The organism is Bradyrhizobium sp. USDA 4449, from assembly GCF_054056275.1.
Window position 1 is genome coordinate 6,575,892 of record NZ_JBSRYD010000001.1, and the last position, 20,114, is coordinate 6,596,005.

General features: G+C 62.2%; 17 protein-coding genes and 1 pseudogene. 6 read left to right on the forward strand and 12 right to left on the reverse strand.

Annotation, left to right across the window (positions count from 1 at the left end; genetic code table 11):
* The 10 genes and pseudogenes from ACVIIW_RS30970 to ACVIIW_RS31015 all read right to left on the reverse strand — a co-directional run bounded on the left by ACVIIW_RS30970 (position 1) and on the right by ACVIIW_RS31015 (position 9,917).
* The gene (locus ACVIIW_RS30970; RefSeq protein ID WP_456704167.1) at positions 1 to 1,266 is read right to left on the reverse strand and encodes an extracellular solute-binding protein; all 1,266 of its coding nucleotides are present in this window, start codon (positions 1,264 to 1,266) and stop codon (positions 1 to 3) included.
* 185 nt (positions 1,267 to 1,451) lie between these two features.
* Positions 1,452 to 1,617, reverse strand: a pseudogene (locus ACVIIW_RS30975) (SDR family NAD(P)-dependent oxidoreductase); the annotation flags it as partial.
* Positions 1,617 to 2,540, reverse strand: a complete 924-nt coding sequence (gene ku / locus ACVIIW_RS30980) for a non-homologous end joining protein Ku (RefSeq protein ID WP_456704168.1) — start codon at positions 2,538 to 2,540, stop codon at positions 1,617 to 1,619. The pseudogene ACVIIW_RS30975 and the gene ku, both read right to left, overlap by 1 nt.
* Before the next feature lie 469 nt (positions 2,541 to 3,009).
* Positions 3,010 to 4,131: an alpha-hydroxy-acid oxidizing protein gene (locus ACVIIW_RS30985; RefSeq protein ID WP_456704169.1), complete on the reverse strand. Its 1,122-nt coding sequence runs from the start codon at positions 4,129 to 4,131 to the stop codon at positions 3,010 to 3,012.
* Between the two features lie 111 nt (positions 4,132 to 4,242).
* Positions 4,243 to 5,247: a nitrilase gene (locus ACVIIW_RS30990; RefSeq protein WP_456704170.1), complete on the reverse strand. Its 1,005-nt coding sequence runs from the start codon at positions 5,245 to 5,247 to the stop codon at positions 4,243 to 4,245.
* A 22-nt stretch (positions 5,248 to 5,269) separates the two neighbouring features.
* Positions 5,270 to 6,304 carry a branched-chain amino acid ABC transporter permease gene (locus ACVIIW_RS30995; RefSeq protein WP_456704171.1) on the reverse strand — a complete coding sequence of 345 codons (1,035 nt, stop codon included), beginning with the start codon at positions 6,302 to 6,304 and terminating at the stop codon, positions 5,270 to 5,272.
* On the reverse strand, positions 6,301 to 7,170 hold the full coding sequence (locus tag ACVIIW_RS31000) for a branched-chain amino acid ABC transporter permease (RefSeq protein WP_456704172.1): 870 nt from the start codon (positions 7,168 to 7,170) through the stop codon (positions 6,301 to 6,303). Before ACVIIW_RS31000 ends, ACVIIW_RS30995 begins: the two co-directional genes overlap by 4 nt.
* A complete protein-coding gene (locus ACVIIW_RS31005; RefSeq protein ID WP_456704173.1) occupies positions 7,170 to 7,862 on the reverse strand; it encodes a branched-chain amino acid ABC transporter ATP-binding protein in 693 nt (230 codons plus the stop codon). Before ACVIIW_RS31005 ends, ACVIIW_RS31000 begins: the two co-directional genes overlap by 1 nt.
* Positions 7,849 to 8,598 (reverse strand): ABC transporter ATP-binding protein, encoded by a 750-nt coding sequence (locus tag ACVIIW_RS31010; RefSeq protein ID WP_456704174.1) that lies wholly within the window; start codon positions 8,596 to 8,598, stop codon positions 7,849 to 7,851. The genes ACVIIW_RS31005 and ACVIIW_RS31010 overlap by 14 nt, the downstream gene beginning before the upstream one ends.
* Before the next feature lie 5 nt (positions 8,599 to 8,603).
* Positions 8,604 to 9,917: an ABC transporter substrate-binding protein gene (locus tag ACVIIW_RS31015; protein ID WP_456704175.1), complete on the reverse strand. Its 1,314-nt coding sequence runs from the start codon at positions 9,915 to 9,917 to the stop codon at positions 8,604 to 8,606.
* Between the two features lie 287 nt (positions 9,918 to 10,204).
* On the opposite strand from ACVIIW_RS31015, the gene ACVIIW_RS31020 reads away from it, so the two are divergent.
* A complete protein-coding gene (locus tag ACVIIW_RS31020) occupies positions 10,205 to 11,200 on the forward strand; it encodes an AraC-like ligand-binding domain-containing protein (RefSeq protein ID WP_456704176.1) in 996 nt (331 codons plus the stop codon).
* 35 nt (positions 11,201 to 11,235) lie between these two features.
* Here the strand turns inward: ACVIIW_RS31020 and ACVIIW_RS31025 are convergent, their stop codons facing one another.
* Entirely contained in the window at positions 11,236 to 12,153 is a 918-nt protein-coding gene (locus ACVIIW_RS31025) for a LysR family transcriptional regulator (RefSeq protein ID WP_456705313.1), read from the reverse strand.
* A 97-nt stretch (positions 12,154 to 12,250) separates the two neighbouring features.
* Here ACVIIW_RS31025 and mdlC point away from each other — a divergent pair, with 97 nt between their 5' ends.
* From mdlC to ACVIIW_RS31050, 5 genes are all read left to right on the forward strand, one after another.
* Entirely contained in the window at positions 12,251 to 13,879 is a 1,629-nt protein-coding gene (gene mdlC / locus ACVIIW_RS31030; RefSeq protein WP_456704177.1) for a benzoylformate decarboxylase, read from the forward strand.
* A gap of 20 nt (positions 13,880 to 13,899) precedes the next feature.
* Positions 13,900 to 15,351, forward strand: coding sequence for an aldehyde dehydrogenase (locus ACVIIW_RS31035; protein ID WP_456704178.1), 1,452 nt, complete (start codon positions 13,900 to 13,902; stop codon positions 15,349 to 15,351).
* Positions 15,352 to 15,439: 88 nt separating this feature from the next.
* Positions 15,440 to 16,390 (forward strand): ketopantoate reductase family protein, encoded by a 951-nt coding sequence (locus ACVIIW_RS31040; RefSeq protein ID WP_456704179.1) that lies wholly within the window; start codon positions 15,440 to 15,442, stop codon positions 16,388 to 16,390.
* A 109-nt stretch (positions 16,391 to 16,499) separates the two neighbouring features.
* The gene (locus ACVIIW_RS31045; protein ID WP_456705314.1) at positions 16,500 to 17,912 is read left to right on the forward strand and encodes an MFS transporter; all 1,413 of its coding nucleotides are present in this window, start codon (positions 16,500 to 16,502) and stop codon (positions 17,910 to 17,912) included.
* 55 nt (positions 17,913 to 17,967) lie between these two features.
* A complete protein-coding gene (locus tag ACVIIW_RS31050; protein ID WP_456705315.1) occupies positions 17,968 to 19,146 on the forward strand; it encodes a 4-hydroxybenzoate 3-monooxygenase in 1,179 nt (392 codons plus the stop codon).
* Positions 19,147 to 19,385: 239 nt separating this feature from the next.
* Here the strand turns inward: ACVIIW_RS31050 and ACVIIW_RS31055 are convergent, their stop codons facing one another.
* Entirely contained in the window at positions 19,386 to 20,114 is a 729-nt protein-coding gene (locus ACVIIW_RS31055; protein WP_456704180.1) for an SDR family NAD(P)-dependent oxidoreductase, read from the reverse strand.

The following is a 20,114-nucleotide window of genomic DNA, read 5'->3' on the forward strand; positions in this document are numbered from 1 at the left end:
TCAGTTACCTTGCTTGTACGCCGCCTCGATCGCTTTCGCCGCGTCCTGCGGGCTCATGCTGCCGCCGGCGATCTCCGCCGAGACGTCGTTGACGACGCGGCCGACGGAGGGGCCGAGGCTCTGGTCATAGAAGTTCTGGTGGTACTTCGACTTTGCGAGATTGGACGCGATCAGCTTCATGAAGTCGCTCTTGAGGCCCGCCTCGCCGCCCTTGACGACGGGAACGATGAAGTTGCCGGCGGCGAGCCTCGCCTGCACGTCCTTGGAGATGAAGTACTTCAGGAAGTCGACGGCCTCCTTGGGCGAGTCCTTGGTGACCAGCCAGCCGGTGATGCCGCCGAGGGTGTCTGACGGCTCACCCTTGCCGCCGGGTACGACCGGAAAATCGAACCAGCCAAGCTTGTCGTCGGAAAGACCGACCTTGTCGGCGGCGAGCGCGCGCTGGGTGTGATAGAAGGAGGAGATCGCCAGGATCATCGCGGCCTTGCCGTCACCGAAATAGCCGACGGCCTGCGGGTTCTTGAAGCCGAGGAAGCCGTTCTGGAACGGCTGGAGATCGACGAGCTGCTTGAACAGCTCACCGGATTTCTGGAAGGTGTCGCCTGCGAAGCCGCCGTTTTCACCCTTCAGCGCTGCATCGAAGGCCGGCTTGCCGCCAATGCGCACGGCGAGGTGGGTCCAGTAGAAATGCAGCGGCCACTTATCGGCGCCGCCAACCACAATCGGCGTAACGCCGGCTGCCTTGAGCGTCTTCACTGCAGCAAGCAGATCATCCCACGTTTTGATCGCCGCGGAATCGACCTTCGCCTTGGCCATCAAATCCTTGTTGTAGAGGAAGCCGACCTGCGAGAGCGAGATCGGAAGTCCGAAGACGCGGCCGTTCTGGGTGAAGGCGGCAAGCGCCGCCGGTGCGATCGTGTCGCTATAGCCGTCGCTCTTCACAGAATCAGTGATATCTTCCAGCACGCCTGCCTCGATCTGGGTCTTCAAGACGCCGCCAGCCCAGCTGTAGATGATGTTCGGCCTGTCCTTGGATTGCAGGATGGTCGGCAGCTTGGCCTTGTAGGCCTCGTTCTCCAGGAACTGCATCTCGACCTTCACGCCGGGATGCGACGCCTCATAGGCGCGCGCGACCTCCTCCCAGATCTTCACCTGGGCCGGATTGACCTCGATGTGCAGCCATTTAACGGTCGTGTCGGCCAACGCGGAATTCGCCAAAAGCAGGCATGCGGCAGCGGTGAGTCCCAGCTTGGCGAGCAGCCTCATCACATCCTCCCAACAGGCTCTTATTGTTGGAGGCGATCCTGCCTGCAAGTTTTGAGGTGCGCAACTAAAATTCTGACCTATGCACCTCACGGAACCGACTAGGCTGACCGCTGCCGACGGCTACGGCTCGTTCGGCACCAAGCGCCGTGATGGCGTCATTGCTTAAGCTGGAGCGCCGCAACGCCGGCGAGACTGAGATCGCTGATCGCAACTCCGGCTGCGCTTGACGCTAGTTCGCGGATGCCCGCCTTACGATCGTTGCAGCACCACGCGATGGCCGCCGTGGAGAAGCGACTCGGCCGCTGCGCGACCTAGTCCGTCGGCGCTGCCGGTGATGAACACGATGGCCATTAGGCCGACTTTCGCTGCGGCCGAGCCGCCGGCTTCTTCGACGCTGCCTCCTTCGGCTTCTTGCCTTCGATTGGCATCAGCATTTCCTTCTGCCCGGCGGAGGCCCTCTTCGGCTTCTTGGCCGGCTTGGGCCCCTTCGCCGGCGCGGCCTCCTTGCCAACGGATCGACGGAGGGCTTCCATGAGATCGACGACGTTCGTCGCCGCGGGCTTGGACTTCGGCGTGATGGGCTTGCCGGCGCGCTTCTGGTTGATGAGATCGATCAGCGCGGTCTCGTAGTGATCCTCGAATTTCTCAGGCTCGAACCGCCCGGCCTTCTGGTTCACGATGTGCTTGGCGAGATCGAGCATGTCCTTGGTGACCTTCACGTCCTGGATCTCGTCGAAATACTCGGCCTCGCTACGCACCTCGTACGGATAGCGCAGCAGCGTGCCGACCAGACCCTTGTCCATCGGCTCGAGCGCAATGACGTGCTCGCGGTTGGTCAGCACCACCCGGCCGATGGCCACCTTGTTCATCTCGCGGATGGTCTCTCGGATCACGGCGAAGGCGTCGTGCCCGACCTTGCCGTCAGGGCGGATGTAGTAGGGTCGGATCAGGTAGCGCGGATCGATGTCGCGCTTGTCGACGAACTCATCAATCTCAATGGTGCGTGTGGATTCCAGCGCGATCTCTTCTAGCTCCTCTTTCGTGACCTCGATGAACTGATCTTTCTCGAGCTGATAGCCCTTGACGATGTCCTCGTTCGGCACCTCGTCGCCGGTGTCCGCATCGACCTTCAGGTACTTGATGCGATGGCCGGTCTGCCGGTTGAGCTGATTGAAGGAAATCTTCTCGCTCTCCGAGGTGGCGGGATAGAGCGCGACCGGGCAGGTCACCAGAGACAATCGCAGAAAGCCTTTCCAATTGGCGCGCGGTGCCATGTACGCAGAACTCCGGTCTTGGGGTACTTGACTCAAGACGAATGGGGGCACCGGGTTCCGACAACCCAGAAAGCCCTGCCGCATGATTTCTAAGGGAAGGGGTATCGACTCTTTCGTTCCCGTTACGTTCTGATTGGTGTATGTCTGATCGACCCGCGAGCTGGCGCATGCCGGACCCGAAGCAGATGGAAAAGATGGCCGCTGTGCCCCTGGATTGGCTCCTGACGCCGATCTGCCGCCGGAATACTGGCGGGCTCTGCTAAAGGACGCTTGCGCGAGCGTTTTTCGGCGGTGAAGGCGGATGTAAATAGCCGGCGGACCACAGCCCAGGCCGCATCGACAATTTTATGCGGTGTTGAGCAAATCTGCCGGAATAGTCGCTCGCTACGCTTTTGACTGTTGCGCCCGTGACCGTTCGGCGGTGGAGAAATGCTTCGCGCGCTGCCCGCGGCGCCGGGTGTGTGATTCCTCACAATTGAATGAACTGGCGATCAAGACGGGCGGCCTCTGGACAGCCGACAAGTGCCAGCGTCGTATCGACCTCGGCACTGAGGATTTCAAGCACGTGACTGGCCCCTTCTTCGCCCGCAGCAGCGAGACCGTAAAGGATGGCACGTCCCAACAACACCGCTTTGGCACCGAGCGCCAACGCCTTTACCGCATCGGCTCCGCGGCGGATGCCGCCATCGACGAGAAGCGGCGGCATCACCTTCTGGTTCGAGATTTCCGCCAACAAATCTATCGGTGCCGAAACGTCCTCGATCTGCCTTCCGCCATGATTGGACAGAACCACGGCATCGACGCCCAGTTCCTGGCATCGACTTGCGTCGGTCGGAGTCATGATGCCCTTGACCATGAGAATTCCCGGCCAGGCGTCGCGGAGCGCCTGAAGATCCTGCCAGCCGAAGCTGGCATCCATCTGCCGACGCATCAGGGCGGCTTGCGCGTTCACGTCGGTTGCGTTGGGGCTGGCAAAATTTGCGAGCTGGGGCAGCCCATGGCGGATTTGGCTGAGCGCCCACCTTGGATGAGTTAAGGCGTCGAGAACAGATCGGGGGGTTTGACGGAATGGAATCGCAAACCCGTTTCGCAGATCGCGCTCCCTCTTGCCATTCACCGCAACATCAACGGTGAGAACCAGCACACCGTAACCCGCGTCCTTGGCCCTGCGGACAAGCTGGTGCGCCAGATCTCGCTGCACGACGTAGAGCTGGAACCAAAGGTCGCCACCCGCCCGTTCCGCGACGTCCTCAATTGTCGCGTTTGATGCGGTCGAAAGTACAAACGGGATCCCTGCACTGCGGGCAGCCCGGGCTAACGCTACATCACCGTCAGGCCACAGAGCACCATTCAGGCCTGTCGGTGCGACCACGAAGGGCGTTGGAAGCGTCCGTCCGAACAGAGATATGGACGAGCTGCGCTGGCTGACATCGACAAGCCGTCGAGGCGCAAAATTGATCGCAGCAAAAGCTTTGAGATTTCGGTGCAAACCACGTTCGCTTTCGGCTCCCCCATCAAGATAGTCGAACACCATCCGTGGAAGGCGACGCTTAGCCAGGCTTCGATAGTCATCTACGTTAATCGGGGTCACCGTAAGCCCTCGAGCCACGCCGTTCTTATCATGGAGGCAACCCCGCACGGTTCTTGGCGAGACGCATCGCGGCTAGTCGTGCCTGCGTTCAAGCATTTTCGCGTGGACCGTTCAAGTCTCGGTGAAAGTGACCGCCGCGTTCTCGTCTTCGCTGAAGCCGACGCTCGTGCGACGCGGGCTGCGATTGACCATGAGACGGACGACGTCACCGCGGGCGTAGTGCCCCGTGGGGTCATAGGCCGCTTTGGCGATTGCAATCATTGAAAGGTCTACGTCAGCGTAGAGGATGCCTTCCTCGTCCTGAGGCAGATGCTCGCACATCGGCTGACCATCGGGACCGAAAATCATCGAATAGCCGCCACCTGGCTTTGCTCCCTCCGCGTTCAGCAAATCTGCCCTTTCCGGCGTATCGCAAAGCATGTCGAACATATCCTGACCGGTAATGGCCGACGCATGCAGGACGAAGCAACCTCCCTCCAGCGCGTAGATCTGGCTGGCGGCGAGATTCACCTCATGGCCCAACGCGTAGGCTTTGCCGCGATACAGCGTGAACGATGGCCACGACGCCACGTGAACTTGCTCGTTCATCGCGTACATGGCGTATTTCGACAACGGCTGAATGTGCTCGGCACAGCACAGGGCTCCGAGGCGTCCGACGCTGCTTTCGACGACGCGGAAATCAGACCCATCTCCTTCACCAAATAGCGTACGTTCGACGTGGGTCGGCTTGAGCTTTCGGCGCTTGAAGATGATCTTTCCCGCATCGCTGATCAAAACCTGACTCAGGTAGAGCGTCCCGCCGTCGATTTCGGAGAAGCCCATCACAACATTGATTTTCGCTTCGGCGGCGGCCGCGCAGAGATCGAGTATTTCGGGTCCATCCGCGCGCAGCGAATTGGCGTGATAGCGGGGTACAAACTGCATTCCCCAAGCCGGCGTCCCGAGCCAAAGCCACCAAGGATAGCCTGGAATCCAGACCTCGGGGAATGCCAGCAACTTCGCCCCTGCTGCACCCGCGTCCTTGATGAAGCCAATCGCCTTGGCCACGGAAGCTGAAGCATCCATGAATACCGGCGCGGCCTGAACGACTGCGACCTTGAATTTCGTGTCCTGCATGCGAGATCTCCGAGCCAAGTTTTCAGGTTTTGGGGAATGAAGCGGATCGGTCGAGATCGGACCCGGCCATGCGCCGGCGTATCCGGAACGGATCGAGCCGCCATTTTTCCGGAATGAGGGAAACCGCGCCGCCCGGGGCGGCCACCATGGTCAAGATCGCGAGCAGTCCGACCCCGATGAAGTACCAGGCGCCATAGCCTGCGAAGGTCTCTCGGAGCAGGAAATAGACGATCGTGCCGACGATCGGGCCCTCCAGCGTTCCGATACCCCCGAGAACGGCAATGAAGATCGCCGCAGCGGTCCAGTTCAACGAGAAAGAGGCATCCGGCGTGACCTGAAGCGTATTCATATACGAGACCGCGCCGGCAAGCCCTGAGATGACGGCGCACAGCACCCAAAGCGCGATCTTCGCGCGAGCGACTGGGACACCGCTCGCCAGCGCGGCGGGTTCGGAGTCACGCACGCTCATCAATGCAAGGCCCAGCGAGCCGCGCAGCACTTGTCTGCTTGCGACCAGCGATCCGACGCCGACGAATAGCGCCGCCCAGTAGACTCCCGCATTGCGCGTCCACCGATCGATATCGCTCATCGCTTCCAGCGGCATGCCGCCTCCGGCGCCCAGCCATGGCGAATTCAAGATCAATATCCGCATCATCTCGGCAAGAACCCACGTACCAACCGCGAAGTAAGCGCCGCTCAGACGGAACATCGGCCAGGCCGAGACGAGGGCGAAAACGGCAGCGAAGACCGCGGCGGCAGGCAGCAGCAGAAACGGATTCAGATGCAACTGGTTCGAGAGCGCGAAGAGTGAATACGAGCCTGCGCCGACGAAGACGTGCAAACCGATAGCCACCAGGCCGCCATAGCCTGCCAGCAGATTCCAGGCGAGCGCGACAGCGAACAGCGTGAAGACTTCGACGAGCAGCCGCTGGACGGCAAACGTCGACAACCAGGGCATCGAAACTGCGAGCGCAGCGACGATGAAGAGCCCCGCGCTGACGGACATCCGCGCCAACGCCGTCCTGGAATTCGCTCGCGACACGGTGACGGTGGTCATGACGACGCCTTTCCAAACAAGCCCTGGGGGCGAGCGAGCAGAGCCACGAGGAACGCGAGGTGACCGAAGAAGGGACCGAGACCCGAGGCGATCTTCGCCCCGAAAAGCTGCGCGACGCCGATCACGAGTCCACCAAACAAGGTGCCCCAGATATTGCCGAGCCCGCCAAGCACAACTGCCTCGAACGAATAGAGCAGCCGCTCGGGCCCCGCCGTTGGTGAGAAGGGTGTCCTGAGCGCGTAGAGCACGGCTGCCACGCCGATCATTGAAAAGATGACCCCGGTCACCATGCCGAAGAGTCGGCGATCATTCACGCCCACCAGCCGTGCGGTGCCGGGATCATCCGATACGGCCCGCGCCTGACGCCCGAAATGGCTGTGACCGACCAGCCAATGCGTCGCACCGAGCAGTGCGATGCTCGCGAGCGCAGAGACGAGGGGAAGGACTCCAATGGAGACGCCAAGAACGTTGAACCCGAGACCTGCGAGATCCCCGGCCTGCAGGCTTCGCGTATCCGCGGTGAAAATCTCCTGAAGGACGTTCTGCAAGACGATGGAGAGGCCGAATGTCAGCAGCAGCGGAGCCAGAGCATCCTTTCCGACAACACGGTTGAGCAGGATGATTTGAAGGATCCAACCGAGCGCGAACATCACCGGTATGACCACGAGCAGCGCGGTCAAGGCACCGACGCCCGCTGCGCTCATGACCACACTGGTCAGATAGGCCCCGACGACGATCAGATCGCCATGGGCGATGTTGATCATGCGCATGACCCCGACGCTCAAGCTCAGGCCAAGCCCGAACAGCGCGTAAAGCGCCCCCAGCATCAGCCCGTTCAACAACGTTTCCGCGGCGATCTGCATCATCAATCTCCGAAATACGCGGCCGATACGCGCGCGTAATCGGCCGTCTTCGAGATGCCCTCGAGCACGACGTTTCCCTTCAGCATGCAGTAGTACCTGGACGATTTGGAGAGCGCGCGACGCACGTTCTGTTCGACAAGGACGACCGCCATGCCCTCCCCGATGACGGTGCCGAGCAGCTCGTAGACCGTCTCGACCGCCACAGGCGAAAGGCCGAGCGATATCTCGTCGCAAAGTAGGAAGTCGGGATTCGTGACGAGCGCCCGGCCGACCGCCACGAGTTGCTGCTGACCGCCGGAAAGCGCCGTAGCGGGGCGCGCGCGCAACTTCTGAAGAGCCGGCAGTTCCCTATAGAGACGGTCTGGCGTCCACGGACCTCGACGGCCGTTTTTCGCGGCGAGAAGCAGATTCTCCTCGACCGTGAGGCTCGGAAACAGCCGACGACCTTCCGGCACCAGCGCAATTCCACGCGTCAGCTGATTGATCTCGGCGGAGCCGCCGACCGGCTTTCCGTCGAGCAGCACGCTCGGAGCGGCAACCGGGACAGAACCGACGATGGCGCGAAGCAGCGTCGATTTTCCGGCGCCGTTCGCGCCGATCAGCGAAACGACCTCGCCGCGTGCGATCGAGAAGTTGATGCCGAACAAGGCCTGGAACATGCCGTAGTTGGCATCGAGATGCTCAGTGCACAGCATGGGACGCCTGCTCGTCGAGATCGGATCCGAGATACACGTCACGAACTTCGCGACTGCTCATGACCGCGGTGGGCGCCCCGTCGCCGAGCAATCTTCCCTCCGAGAGCACGAGCAGGCGATCGGCGGACGAGACCAGCGCATGGACGAGATGTTCGATCCAGATCACGGTCACGCCGGCTCTATGGATCGCGGTGACGAGTTCGAGAAGCTCGCCGACTTCGGCGTCCGTCAACCCACCCGCGACTTCGTCGAGCAGCAGCAACCGCGGTTCGGTGGCAAGTGCCCGCGACAGTTCAAGCCGCTTGCGCTGGAGCAAGGTCAGGCGGCCGGCTGCCGTGTCGCCGAGACGCTCGAGGCCGCAACGAACGAGTGCTTCGCGTGCTTTCTGCTCAGCTCGTTTGCCGTGCAGAGCAGCCCCGAAGGTGGCCGCCACGAGCGCGTTCTCGAACACGGTCATGCCCTGGAATGGTTGGGGGATCTGGAATGTCCTGCCGACGCCGGCGCGGCAACGCGCATCGGCGCCGAGCGCGGTGACGTCTTCCCCATCCAGGTAAACCGCTCCGGAATCGCAGCGGAGGTTACCGGAGATCAGGCCGAACAGAGTGGTCTTACCCGCTCCGTTTGGCCCGATGACTCCGACGAATTCGCCTGCCCCGACCTGAAGCGTCAGGCCGGGAATCACGACCATATCGCGATAGCGCTTGCTGACGTCCCGCAGTTCGAGCAATGCTGTCATGGCCGTCAGCTCTTCAGCAGCTCGAGCTTGCGCTCAATCTTGATTTCGGGCGCCGTGCTGTTGCTCGTGATGAACAGGTGCGGCTTTCCGCCTTCCTCGACATGCCATTGCCCGCCGACGACCCGGATCTTCGAGACGTTGGCGATTCCGCTCGCGCCGAAGTCGAGATTTCCGATGACCGTATCGGTCTTGAGCTTGCGCAGGCTCTCGACGACCTTGCCCGGGGATTTCGGATCGCCGCTTGCCTTCAAGGCTTGAACGCCGGCCTCGAACAAGGCGTGCGCGACGCCGATCGGTTGCGTCCACTCCCGCTTCGTGGTTTCCCGGTAGGAGGCGGCAAGCTCGGCGGCAGTTTGCCCGGTCAGGCTGGAGCGGAACGGGTAGCTCGGCAACCACCAGATCTCGGTGGACATGCCCTCCGCGCGCGGCCCGAGAGCCGCCACACCGCCTGGGAAGAGCAAGGCCTTGGCGATGGTGCAAACCTTCGGCTTGAATCCCATCTGAGCGGATTGATTCAGGAAGGTCGCCCATTCGGGCGGATTGAAAAGGCCGGTGACGATCTCGACGCCTTCCTTCTTGAAGGCCTGGATGTGGGTCGAGAAGTCGTCCGCTCCGACCGGGAAGCGCCCGACGTCGATGATCTTGTAGCCGGCCTTGGCGAAGGCGCCCGGCATGCCTAGCTTCGCATCGCCCATGGCATTGCCGGGAACGTCGTTCGAAAAGACGGAGCCGACCACCTTGTTCGTGCCCGCATCCTTCCAGATGTCGAGATAGACGGCGGCGATGTCCTCGATCCCCCAGAAGAAATGAAACACGTTCTTGAAGCCCTTGGCCGGATCGCCCTTCATCGGGAACATCCACGCCTGCCACGGGCCCATGGTCGAAATGCAGGGGACGCCGTTGAGCTCGCATTGTTGCGATACGGCCGGGCCGATCGAGACCTGCGCAAGCATCAGGTCGATATTCTCCTTGTTGATCAGCTCGGCGGCGAGGTTGGACTGACGATCCGGACTACTCTGATCGTCGCGCGCGATGATCTCGACCTCATATTTCGACCCTCCCACCGTCAATCCGCCGGCGAGCGATTTTCTGACCTGATCGAGAATGAAATCGTCCGCCTCGGCAAACGGCGCGAACGGCCCGGTCTTCGGACTGATGTAACCGACGCGAATTTTCTTGTCCGCGGCAGCCCACGCGCGACCGGTCGAGCCGAGCGTCGCCCCCGCCGTCAACGCCGCGGCGGCCTTGAGAAAGTCGCGTCGCGCGGGGTCGGCAATACCGGTCTCGGGGACAAGACTGGGGTTATTCTTCGAAACCATGAATGCTCTCCGATGCAAAGATGCTGACCGAATTGACGGTCCACATTGGTCAGATCTGTCGAAGGCGGCTTGGTTCGGACGGAACAGAAACTTGTCTGAGACGGCTGGACGAGGTGCCCGTGCCAACGGAAAGCAATCCGGGCCAACCCGGGAAATTGGCATATTTCATGCTTGATCGGCCCCGAAATTGAGCAATAAACTTCACACCGGCGGATGATCCTGTCTGTGATGGACCGCCGAAGGGGCACCCAAGAACCCCATCTTAACGGATCGAGGGGAATCAAGAGATGCTTCTGGAAGCCGCAAAAGCTGCTTCGATGCAGCCGTGCTTCGCCTCGACGGCGAGCCTTCCGCCGCGAGAGCGCTTCGACTATTGGCACGACGTTGTGAGCCGCAATCTCGTCGACCTGGACTACCGGCTGATCGGCGAAGCTCAGTTCGATGCGAGCTTCCACTCCACACCCATCAATGGTCTCGACCTGTGCCGCATCAAGGCTTCTCCCCATGTGGCTCAGCGAAGCACTGAAGGCATCTCCCGCGCAGACCACTCGATGCTGGTCTTCAACTTCGTCCTGTCGGGCTCGTTGGTCGCGGAGCAGGATGGGCGCTTGGCGCACCTCCAGGTCGGTGATGGGGCACTGTGTGACGCTACGAGACCCTATAAGCTTCAATCAAACGAAGCTTTCGAGGTCGCCTCCGTTCGCCTGCCACGCGAGCAGTGCCTTGGACGAATTCCGCACTTGCATCGCCTTGCCGCGTGCAACTTCAGCGAACGCGGAGAACTGGCGCCGATGGTCTTCGGCTATCTCTCCCATCTCGTCGACCGCGCGCCAAATCTGACCAGCCCCGCTGCAGGTCTCAAGATATCGCAGAACTTCAAGGATCTTCTCCTTGCCATGCTGGCGGAATTGGCCGAAGCGCTCCCCCCATCATTGACGGAGTACCGGAGCCTGGCGCTGATGAGGGTCAAGGATACGGTCGAGCGCAACGTTCACGATCCCGACCTGACACCGGCGACGATCGCAGCCCACCTCAAGCTGTCGCCTCGCTACATCAACCAGTTGCTCGAAGCCGAGGGGACCTCGTTGTCGCGCTACATATGGTCGAGGCGGCTGGATCGTTGCGCCGAACAGCTGAAGGATCCTGCTTTGCGCGCGCGCGGCGTGTCACAGATCGCAATGGACAACGGGTTCAACGATCTCAGCCATTTCAGCAAGGCCTTCCGGATCAAGTTCGGCGTGGCGCCGCGCGATTATCGAAATGGGAAGGCAATGCATTCCTAGAGTACACGGTCCGGCCATCATGGCGGGACTTCCGATCAGCGTTTGCGGCTTCCCGCCGACGTCAGCCGCCTCAACTCGTCCAGCAGTTTCACCGCCGGAACGGCCAGGAGACCTCGCCGGCGGCGAAACGCCACCAGCCTTCGCCTGCCATCGACCCCGGTGATCGAAAGGGGAGCAATGAGACCGGCACGCCGCTCCGGCTCGAACATCGGCTCAGCCATCCAACTCAGAAAGCCGGAATCGACAACGAGACTCTTCAGCACCGTGATCGAGCGGGTTCTGACGATCACGTCGGGCATGCCGAGGCCTTGTTCGGCGAACACACGCTCGACGTGCTGATGCGGACCGGTGCCGGGCGGCGGGATCGTCCATTTCTCGTGAAGCGTATCGGCGAGCGTCAACTTTCGACGACGCCTCAGAGGGTGCCCGGACGAAACGATCACGTGGCTCGTGTCCTCCCAGCAGCAATCTCGGATCGCAACGATTTCGTCCGTGTCGGGCGCTTCCGCGCCCAAGGCGAGATCGATCTCGTGCTTCGACAAACTCGCTGCCAATAAGTCCCAGACGCCTTCAAAGACTTCGAAATGAAGACCGGGCCATTTGGTCAAGGTACGCTCGATCGCGGGCGGCAGGATCGAACTCGCGATGCTCGCCACCGCCCCGACCCGGACGGTCCCCTTCGCTGCGCCGCGCAGCGCCTGGATTTCCTCCAAGGCCTGCGTGGCCTCGACATGCAGCGAAGTCGCGTGCGGCAAGAAGGCTTTTCCGATGTCGGTCAGTTGCATGCCCTTGGAGTGGCGCTCGAAGAGCTCCGCGCCGATTTGCTGCTCCAGCCGTTTGATTGCCCGGCTCAGCGCGGGCTGCGTCATGTTCAACAAGGCAGCCGCCCGGCCAAGGCTCCCCGCCTTGACGATCGTGGTGAAGGTCGTCAGCTGTTCGATGCTCAAGGCCATAACCAAGTGTAATGGCTTTTCCTGATTTATTCAATTCTCTGCAATGACCTCCCTCCCCTAGTCTCCGGCCGAAGACAAAAACGGGATGGGAACGGACATGGCCACTGGGACGGATACGTTCGAGCAACGACGCGTGACTGCGCCGACGGTGCGCGATGCCGTCGTCGACCTGCTGCGTCGTCTCAACATGACGTCTGTCTTCGCCAACCCGGGATCGACGGAATTGCCGTTATTCCGGCACTTCCCCGACGATTTTCGCTACGTGCTCGGACTTCAGGAGGCCGTGGTCGTCGGCATGGCCGACGGCTTTGCGCAGGCAACGCGCAACGCCGCCTTCGTCAACCTGCATTCGGCGGCCGGCGTCGGCAACGCGATGGGAAACATCTTCACCGCATTCAAGAACCGGACGCCCCTCGTCATTACGGCCGGCCAGCAGGCACGTTCCATCCTCCCTTTCGATCCGTTTCTCGCTTCCAGAGAAGCTACCGAGCTTCCGAAGCCCTATGTGAAGTGGAGCATCGAACCGGCACGCGCCGAGGACGTGCCCCATGCCATCGCGCGTGCCTACTACATCGCGATGACGCAGCCGTGCGGGCCCGTTCTTGTCTCGGTGCCCGTGGACGATTGGGATCGGCCCGCCGAGTATCTGCCGACACGCACGGTCAGCCAGCAGGTCCGCCCCGATCCAGCCATTCTCGACCAGATCGGAAGCGCTCTCGATCGTTCGAAGCGGCCGGCCTTCGTCGTCGGAGCGGCCGTTGATCGCGACGGAGCCTTCGACGAGGTCCGGCAGCTCGCCGAAGCGCACAATGCGCGAGTCTTCACGGCGCCGATGAGCGGCCGCTGCGGCTTCCCCGAGAACCATCGATTGTTTGCCGGGTTCCTGCCAGCAATCCGCGAGAAGATCGTTCAGCTGCTGCAGGGACACGATCTCGTCTTCGCGATCGGCGCGCCGGCATTCTCGTATCATGTCGAGGGGTTCGGTCCGCATCTGCCTGATGGAGCCGAGCTCGTCCAGTTGACCGACGATCCCCAGACCGCCGCATGGACGCCGGAGGGAATGGCTGCGATCGGCAGCGTGCGGCTCGGCCTCCTGGATCTTCTGGCACGTGCCAGGCCACCGACGCGCGCCACTCCTCCTGCTCGCATCATCGCGCGGCGCGTGGAGCCGACGGCACCGCTGTCAACCGCATTCGTGATGCAGACCATCGCCGATACAAAGCCCGCCGACGGCATCATCGTCGAGGAAGCGCCTGGCGCCAGGCCTGTGATGCAGGCGCACTTGCCCATCACGCAGAGCGAAGCCTTCTACACGATGGACAGCGGCGGCCTCGGTTACGGCATGCCGGCGGCCGTCGGCGTGGCCCTCGGAAAGCCGGGACGCCGTGTGGTTGCCCTGATGGGCGACGGCTCGAGCCTCTACTCGATCCAGGCCATCTGGAGCGCAGCACAACTTCGTCTGCCCGTCACCTTCGTCATTCTCAAGAACGGGCGCTACGCCGCGCTGCAGGACTTCGCGCCCGTGTTCGGCTTCAGTTCGCAAGAGCACGTCCAGGGCACCGATCTTCCCGGCCTCGATTTCATCTCGATCGCAAAGGGCCTCGGCTGCTCTGCAGTCCATGCCGGGAGCGCCAAGGGCCTCCACGACGCTTTGACCAAGGCATTTTCGTCCGAGCGACCGACCCTGATCGAAGTCGAGGTCGAGGACAGAGACCTGCACACATAGAACAAACCGAGGGAGCAGACATGAACACGATTTCGATGTTGATCGGCGGCGAGCAACGAGCGGCCACCGGAAACGCCACGTTCGAGCGCCTCAATCCGCTCGATGGCCAGATTGCAACGCGAGCACCGGCAGCCACAGCGCACGATGCAGTTGCAGCTGTCGAAGCAGCCGCAGCAGCCTTCCCGAGGTGGTCTGCCACAGGTCCCTCGGAGCGCCGTGCCCTTCTGACCAAAGCCGCGCACGCGCTGGAAGCCAAGGCCCCAGCATTTGCCGCATCGATCGCGGCCGAGACCGGCGGCTCGGGGATATGGGCTGGGTTCAACGTCCATCTCGCGGCCGGCATGCTGCTCGAAGCCGCGGCGATGACAACGCAGATCAACGGCGAGATCATTCCCTCTGACGTACCCGGCAGCTTCGCGATGGCGGTGCGGCAACCCGCAGGCGTGGTCCTGGGCATGGCGCCCTGGAATGCGCCTGTGATCCTCGGCGTGCGAGCCATCGCGCTTCCGCTGGCTTGCGGAAACACCGTCGTTCTGAAGGGGTCCGAGCTGTGCCCCGCGACGCACGGGCTGATCGTCGAGGCGTTCAAGGAAGCCGGTTTTCCCAAGGGCGTCGTCAACTACGTCACCAACGCTCCGTCGGACGCAGGACCTGTCGTCGAAGCGATGATCGCGCATCCCGCCGTGCGCCGGGTCAATTTCACGGGATCGACACGCGTCGGAAAGATCATCGCCGCCGCATGCGCGAAGTATCTCAAGCCGGCGGTCCTCGAACTCGGGGGCAAGGCGCCACTCGTCGTTCTTGATGACGCCGACATCGACGCTGCCGTGAACGCGGCGGCATTTGGTGCCTTTGCGAACTCGGGACAGATCTGCATGTCGACGGAGCGGATCATCGTCGACGAGAGCATTGCGGACGAGTTCGTGCGCCGTCTTGCCGACAAGGCGTCCAAGCTGCCGCTTGGCGATCCGCGAAAGGGCCCCGTCGTTCTCGGCTCGGTCGTCGACATGACCACTGTCAAGCGCTGCAACGACCTCATCGATGACGCACTCGCGAAAGGTGCGAAACTGCTTTGCGGCGGGAAAGCTGAAACCACGCTGATGCCTGCAACGCTGATTGATGGCGTCACATCGGACATGAAAATCTACAGCGAGGAGTCCTTCGGACCGATCAAGCCGATCGTTCGGGTCAGGGGCGAAGACGCGGCGATCGCCTGCGCAAACGACAATGCCTACGGCTTGTCGTCCGCCGTGTTCACCAGGGATACGGCGAGAGGCATGCGCGTCGCCTCGCGCATTCAATCCGGGATCTGCCACATCAATGGCCCCACCGTGCATGACGAGGCTCAGATGCCGTTCGGAGGGGTCAAGGACAGCGGGTACGGACGATTTGGCGGCAAGTCTGGTATCGCCGAGTTCACGGACACCCGCTGGATGACCATTCAGACAAGCGAACGACATTACCCGTTCTGATCAGGCGCGAGCCCGATCTCGATCTCCAATGAAATGATGCCGCCTCCCTCGGGGAGGGGCGAGGAAGCTCGTCCAGATGGAGCACAGAATGTCAGTTCGGCAGCAACAACGCCCTGGGATTGCCATTCTCGGCTCCGGCGCGATGGGATCCTTTTTCGGCGGCTGTCTTGTCGAAGGCGGATCGGACGTCACCCTGATCGACCTGAATGTCCCGCATGTGGAGGCGATCCGAAAGCACGGTCTCGTCCTGAAAACAGACGCGGGCGAGCGGTCCATCCGCGTGCCGGTTCTATTTCCCCACGAAGTAGCGACGGTGTTCGATCTCGTCATCGTCTTCACCAAGTCGATGCACACAACGGCGGCCCTCTCGGCGGTCCGCTCCTGCATCGGCCCGGAGACGGTCTTGCTGAGCCTTCAGAACGGACTCGATAACAAGCTTGCGTTGGCCGCCTTCGCTCGCCCCCAGAACGTCCTGATCGGCATCACGACCTATCCTGCAGACCTCGTCGCGCCGGGTCACGTGGAGTCGCACGGTGCGGGGATCGCCCGCCTGGCGACGACCGCCGAGCCTGCGACGCCGATTCTGAAGCTGCTGCCCGACCTCCTTGCACGCGGAAGATTGAACGCCACCGTCGATCCTCAGGTCGAAACCGCCATCTGGGAAAAGGTCGCGTTCAACGCCGCTCTCAATACGCTTTGCGCGCTCACGCGCTCGACGGTTGGCCAGATCGGCACTGACGCCGCCACGCGGGGCCTGGCGTTCGCCATCGCTGCGGAAGTCTGCAACACCGCTATTGCATGCGGCTTTGCCGTCAATCGTTCGCACGTCGACCAGACCCTGGCGTCCGCCATGCAACATCACACGCACCACAAGCCTTCGATGCTGCAAGACGTGCTCGCCGGAAAACCCACCGAGATCGAGGCGATCTGCGGTGGCGTCGTGAGACACGCAAAGGAACGCGGCCTCTCAACGCCGATGACAGAAACTGTTTTAGCCTTGATCCGGCACATCGACGCAAAGATCGCCCGCAATGCCTGAACAGCAAAGTCCTGTGCAGTGATGCGGGCACAGGAAAGATCGTGTTGGCAGTTCAACCACAGGGCGCAAAACAACAGGAGGAACTGAAGTCATGACAGAGTCGTACCCCATGGGTCCCTTGTCTGCTCCGCACATCGCGGCAACCGGCTCCGGACCAACTCGCATTCCTGGTGAGGTTAGAAGCAGCGGCGACAGCGCACATTCCTCACTGGACATCGGGCAGTTCCTTGATGATGGCCCCTGGACCGTCGTGCAGAAAATCGTCGTCTTCATCGCTGCCCTGTCGATCATCATGGACGGGTTCGATGGACAGCTGATCGGCTTCGCTGTGCCAGTTCTGATCAAGGAGTGGGGTGTTACCCGCGGCGACTTTGCTCCCGCCCTTGCAGCCGGGCTGGTCGGAATGGGAATAGGAAGCGCCTTCGCCGGCCTCCTCGCCGACCGGTTCGGACGACGCGGCGCCGTGATCGTCAGCGTGATGGTATTCGGGCTGGCTACCTTCTGCATCGGCTTCGCCGCCAACCTCTGGCAGATCGGCGCGTTGCGCTTTGTTGCGGGACTCGGCATTGGCGGAGCCTTGCCGAGCTCCACCACCGTTGCGGCGGAATTCACACCCGCACGACGGCGGACGCTCGCCATTACGGCGACCATCGTCTGCGTCCCGCTTGGAGGCATGCTCGCCGGCCTTTTCGCCGGCGTGGTCCTGCCGAACCTCGGTTGGAGGGCCCTATTCTTTCTCGGCGGAACTCTGGCCGTGCTCCTGGGCTTCGTTCTGCTCTTCATTCTCCCGGAGACGCCGCGCTTTCTGGCGCGCCGGCCGGCGCGTTGGGCCGAGCTGCGCCGGCTCGTTGGGCGCATGTCGCGACCGGTTACAGCCGACATCGTGTTCACAGATCTAAGCGAGCAAAGAATCGAAAAACGCGAGGGTTTTCCCGCATTGTTCGAAAAGGGTCGGGCTCGCGACACGATCGCGCTCTGGTGCGCCTTCTTTCTCAACCTGCTTGCCGTCTATAGCGCCTTCACGTGGCTGCCGACGATGCTGACGTCCGAAGGGCTGGACGTCGCGATTGCGGGGTCCGGTTTGACGGCCTACAATTTCGGAGGCGTGCTCGGCGCATTAACGTGCGCCATGGCCATCACCCGGTACGGCTCCCGCTGGCCGCTCCTGCTGTGCGGCCTCCTCGGCGCCGCCACCGCGCTTTACCTGACCCGCGTGAACATCGCGCTGGAGGCAAGCATTCTGATAGCAGGATTCGGTGTGCAGGGCTTCTTCGCCAACGCGGTGCAGTCGACCATGTATGCCGTGTGCGCGTATGTCTACCCGACCTCAGTCCGGGCCACGGGCACGGCCTCCGCCCTCGCCTTCGGCCGGCTTGGAGCCATCCTCAGTGCCTTTGCCGGTGCAACCGTAATCACGGTCGGCGGCAAGGACGGGTATCTCCTGATGCTGGGCGTCGCCATGATCGGCCTCACCCTCTCGCTCGCTGTCGTCGGTCGTCATATCCCCGCGCGCAAAACATGACGAGAGGTCGTTGCAGCCGCCCGACACATCAGGAACATTCCGGGAGGAACCCTCAGTGCGAACACAAGTAGGTATCGTCGGAGCTGGTCCGGCGGGGCTAATGCTCTCTCATATGCTGCATCTGAGCGGCATCGAGTCGATCATCATTGAAAGCCGGTCACAGGACCAGATCGAGCAGACGATCCGGGCCGGCGTGCTCGAACAGTCGACCGTAGATCTGATGACCGAGATCGGTGCCGGAGATCGCATGAAACGCGAAGGCTTCGTGCATGGCGGCTTCGAATTGCGTTTCGGCGGCCGCGGGCATCGCATCGATCTCCAGAGCCTGGCAAACGGCCGCAGGATCACGGTCTACCCGCAGCACGAAGTTCTGAAGGACCTGATCGCGCTTCGCTTGCGTACCGGCGGCCAGATTCATTTTGAGGCCAAGGCAACCAGCATCGACGGCCTCACCTCCGACCAGCCCGTCATCCGTTTCAGCACCAAGCAGGGCGAGACGCGCGAATTGTCCTGCGACTTCGTCGCCGGATGCGATGGCGGTTATGGTGCAAGTCGCGCCGCAATACCGGAGCATTCGGTCCGGCACGACTACTTCCGTGTCTACCCGTTCGGCTGGTTCGGGATCCTCGCCAAGGCGCCTCCATCGTCTGAAGAGTTGATCTACACTCACCACGAACGCGGCTTCGCGCTGATCTCGACGAGATCTCCGGACGTGCAGCGCATGTACTTCCAATGCGACCCCACCGACAGCGTCGATAACTGGTCCGATGATCGGATCTGGAATGAGCTGCAGGCCCGGGTAGGCGGCGACGGGTTTGAGCTCAAGACAGGTCCGATCTTTCAGAAGGGGATCATTCCGCTCCGCTCCTTCGTCTGTGAACCGATGCGGCATGGGCGACTGTTCCTTGCGGGCGACGCGGCGCACTCCGTCCCCCCGACCGGCGCCAAGGGCTTGAATCTGGCGGCGGCGGACGTGCACGTCCTCGCCCGGGCTCTGTCCTCGTATTACGCCCAACGATCGACTACGCTCTTGGACTCCTATTCGCACACCGCGCTTCGGCGCGTGTGGCGCGCCCAGCACTTCTCCTGGTGGATGACGTCGATGCTCCATCGATTCCATGAGGGGACCGAATTCGACCTGAAGCGCCAACTCGCTGAGCTTGAGCTCGTGGCCTCATCCAAAGCGGCCGCGACAACTCTCGCCGAAAACTACGTAGGGATGCCGTTGGCGTGACGCTCCGATCGCCACGACCAGCAATCGAGGGCAATTCGAGTCGTTAGCACTCGGCGTCCGTCCCCTACCGACAACCGGAACACCGACGCTGGAGAACGCCCACGTTAGCGCCGCCTTCAACCGCGTGCGCGTCCATCTCGAACAGGCCGTTCCTCGCCGGCCAGAACGGTGCCTGCTAAACGGAGATGCGATCGCCGCCCATATCGCTGGATCATCCGAGCTGAACACGATAACGACGCTCAGGCCGCCACTGTGCGGTGGTGGCCAGCGGCCTGCCCTCCATCGACATGGAGAATCTCGCCTGTCACGAACCCCGCGCCATCGAGGTACAGCACCGCATCGACCACGTCGGAGATGTCTCCCATCCGGCCCATGGGGTGGAGTGCAGCCAAGGCATGATGCGCCTCCGGCGGATGCATCGGCGTTTTGATGATGCCGGGCGAGACGGCGTTGACGCGGACACCAGTGCTCGCATACTCGATCGCGAGCGCCCTGGTGGCGGCATTCAAGGCGCCTTTGGTAAGCGACGCCAGGGCGGCCGGGACGCTGTTCATCGGCTGATCAACGAGACTCGTCGTGATCGTGACGACATGGCCGCCCCCCTGCTTACCCATGATGTCTAGCGCACGTTGGGTCATGTGAAAGAACCCCTCAACGTTCGTCGAGACGTAGGCTGCATAGTCGGCCCGCGTGTAAGCGGTGAACGGCTTTGCCATGAACATGCCGGCGTTGTTGACCAGCGTATCGACCCGGCCGAAACGCTCGCGCGCCGCGCTGAACACCCGCTGCGCCGTTTGGGCATCACCGACGTCGCCCGGCACGACCAGCATGTCGGCATCAACGCCTGATTTGATTGATCGGGAGGTCGCGACGACCGCGTAGTTTCGCTGCCGAAGGGCCTTTGCAATTCCGGCGCCGATCCCCTGGGATGCCCCGGTGACGATGGCGACTTTCCGTTCTGTGCCCAT

Excerpts from the sequence above, each read along its gene's own strand:
- ACVIIW_RS30970 (WP_456704167.1), bottom strand. The coding sequence starts at position 1,266 with ATGAGGCTGCTCGCCAAGCTGGGACTCACCGCTGCCGCATGCCTGCTT.
- ku (WP_456704168.1), bottom strand. The coding sequence starts at position 2,540 with ATGGCACCGCGCGCCAATTGGAAAGGCTTTCTGCGATTGTCTCTGGTG.
- ACVIIW_RS30990 (WP_456704170.1), bottom strand. The coding sequence starts at position 5,247 with ATGCAGGACACGAAATTCAAGGTCGCAGTCGTTCAGGCCGCGCCGGTA.
- ACVIIW_RS30995 (WP_456704171.1), bottom strand. The coding sequence starts at position 6,304 with ATGACCACCGTCACCGTGTCGCGAGCGAATTCCAGGACGGCGTTGGCG.
- ACVIIW_RS31000 (WP_456704172.1), bottom strand. The coding sequence starts at position 7,170 with ATGATGCAGATCGCCGCGGAAACGTTGTTGAACGGGCTGATGCTGGGG.
- ACVIIW_RS31005 (WP_456704173.1), bottom strand. The coding sequence starts at position 7,862 with ATGCTGTGCACTGAGCATCTCGATGCCAACTACGGCATGTTCCAGGCC.
- ACVIIW_RS31010 (WP_456704174.1), bottom strand. The coding sequence starts at position 8,598 with ATGACAGCATTGCTCGAACTGCGGGACGTCAGCAAGCGCTATCGCGAT.
- ACVIIW_RS31015 (WP_456704175.1), bottom strand. The coding sequence starts at position 9,917 with ATGGTTTCGAAGAATAACCCCAGTCTTGTCCCCGAGACCGGTATTGCC.
- ACVIIW_RS31020 (WP_456704176.1), top strand. The coding sequence starts at position 10,205 with ATGCTTCTGGAAGCCGCAAAAGCTGCTTCGATGCAGCCGTGCTTCGCC.
- ACVIIW_RS31025 (WP_456705313.1), bottom strand. The coding sequence starts at position 12,153 with ATGGCCTTGAGCATCGAACAGCTGACGACCTTCACCACGATCGTCAAG.
- mdlC (WP_456704177.1), top strand. The coding sequence starts at position 12,251 with ATGGCCACTGGGACGGATACGTTCGAGCAACGACGCGTGACTGCGCCG.
- ACVIIW_RS31035 (WP_456704178.1), top strand. The coding sequence starts at position 13,900 with ATGAACACGATTTCGATGTTGATCGGCGGCGAGCAACGAGCGGCCACC.
- ACVIIW_RS31040 (WP_456704179.1), top strand. The coding sequence starts at position 15,440 with ATGTCAGTTCGGCAGCAACAACGCCCTGGGATTGCCATTCTCGGCTCC.
- ACVIIW_RS31045 (WP_456705314.1), top strand. The coding sequence starts at position 16,500 with ATGGGTCCCTTGTCTGCTCCGCACATCGCGGCAACCGGCTCCGGACCA.
- ACVIIW_RS31055 (WP_456704180.1), bottom strand. The coding sequence starts at position 20,114 with ATGGGCACAGAACGGAAAGTCGCCATCGTCACCGGGGCATCCCAGGGG.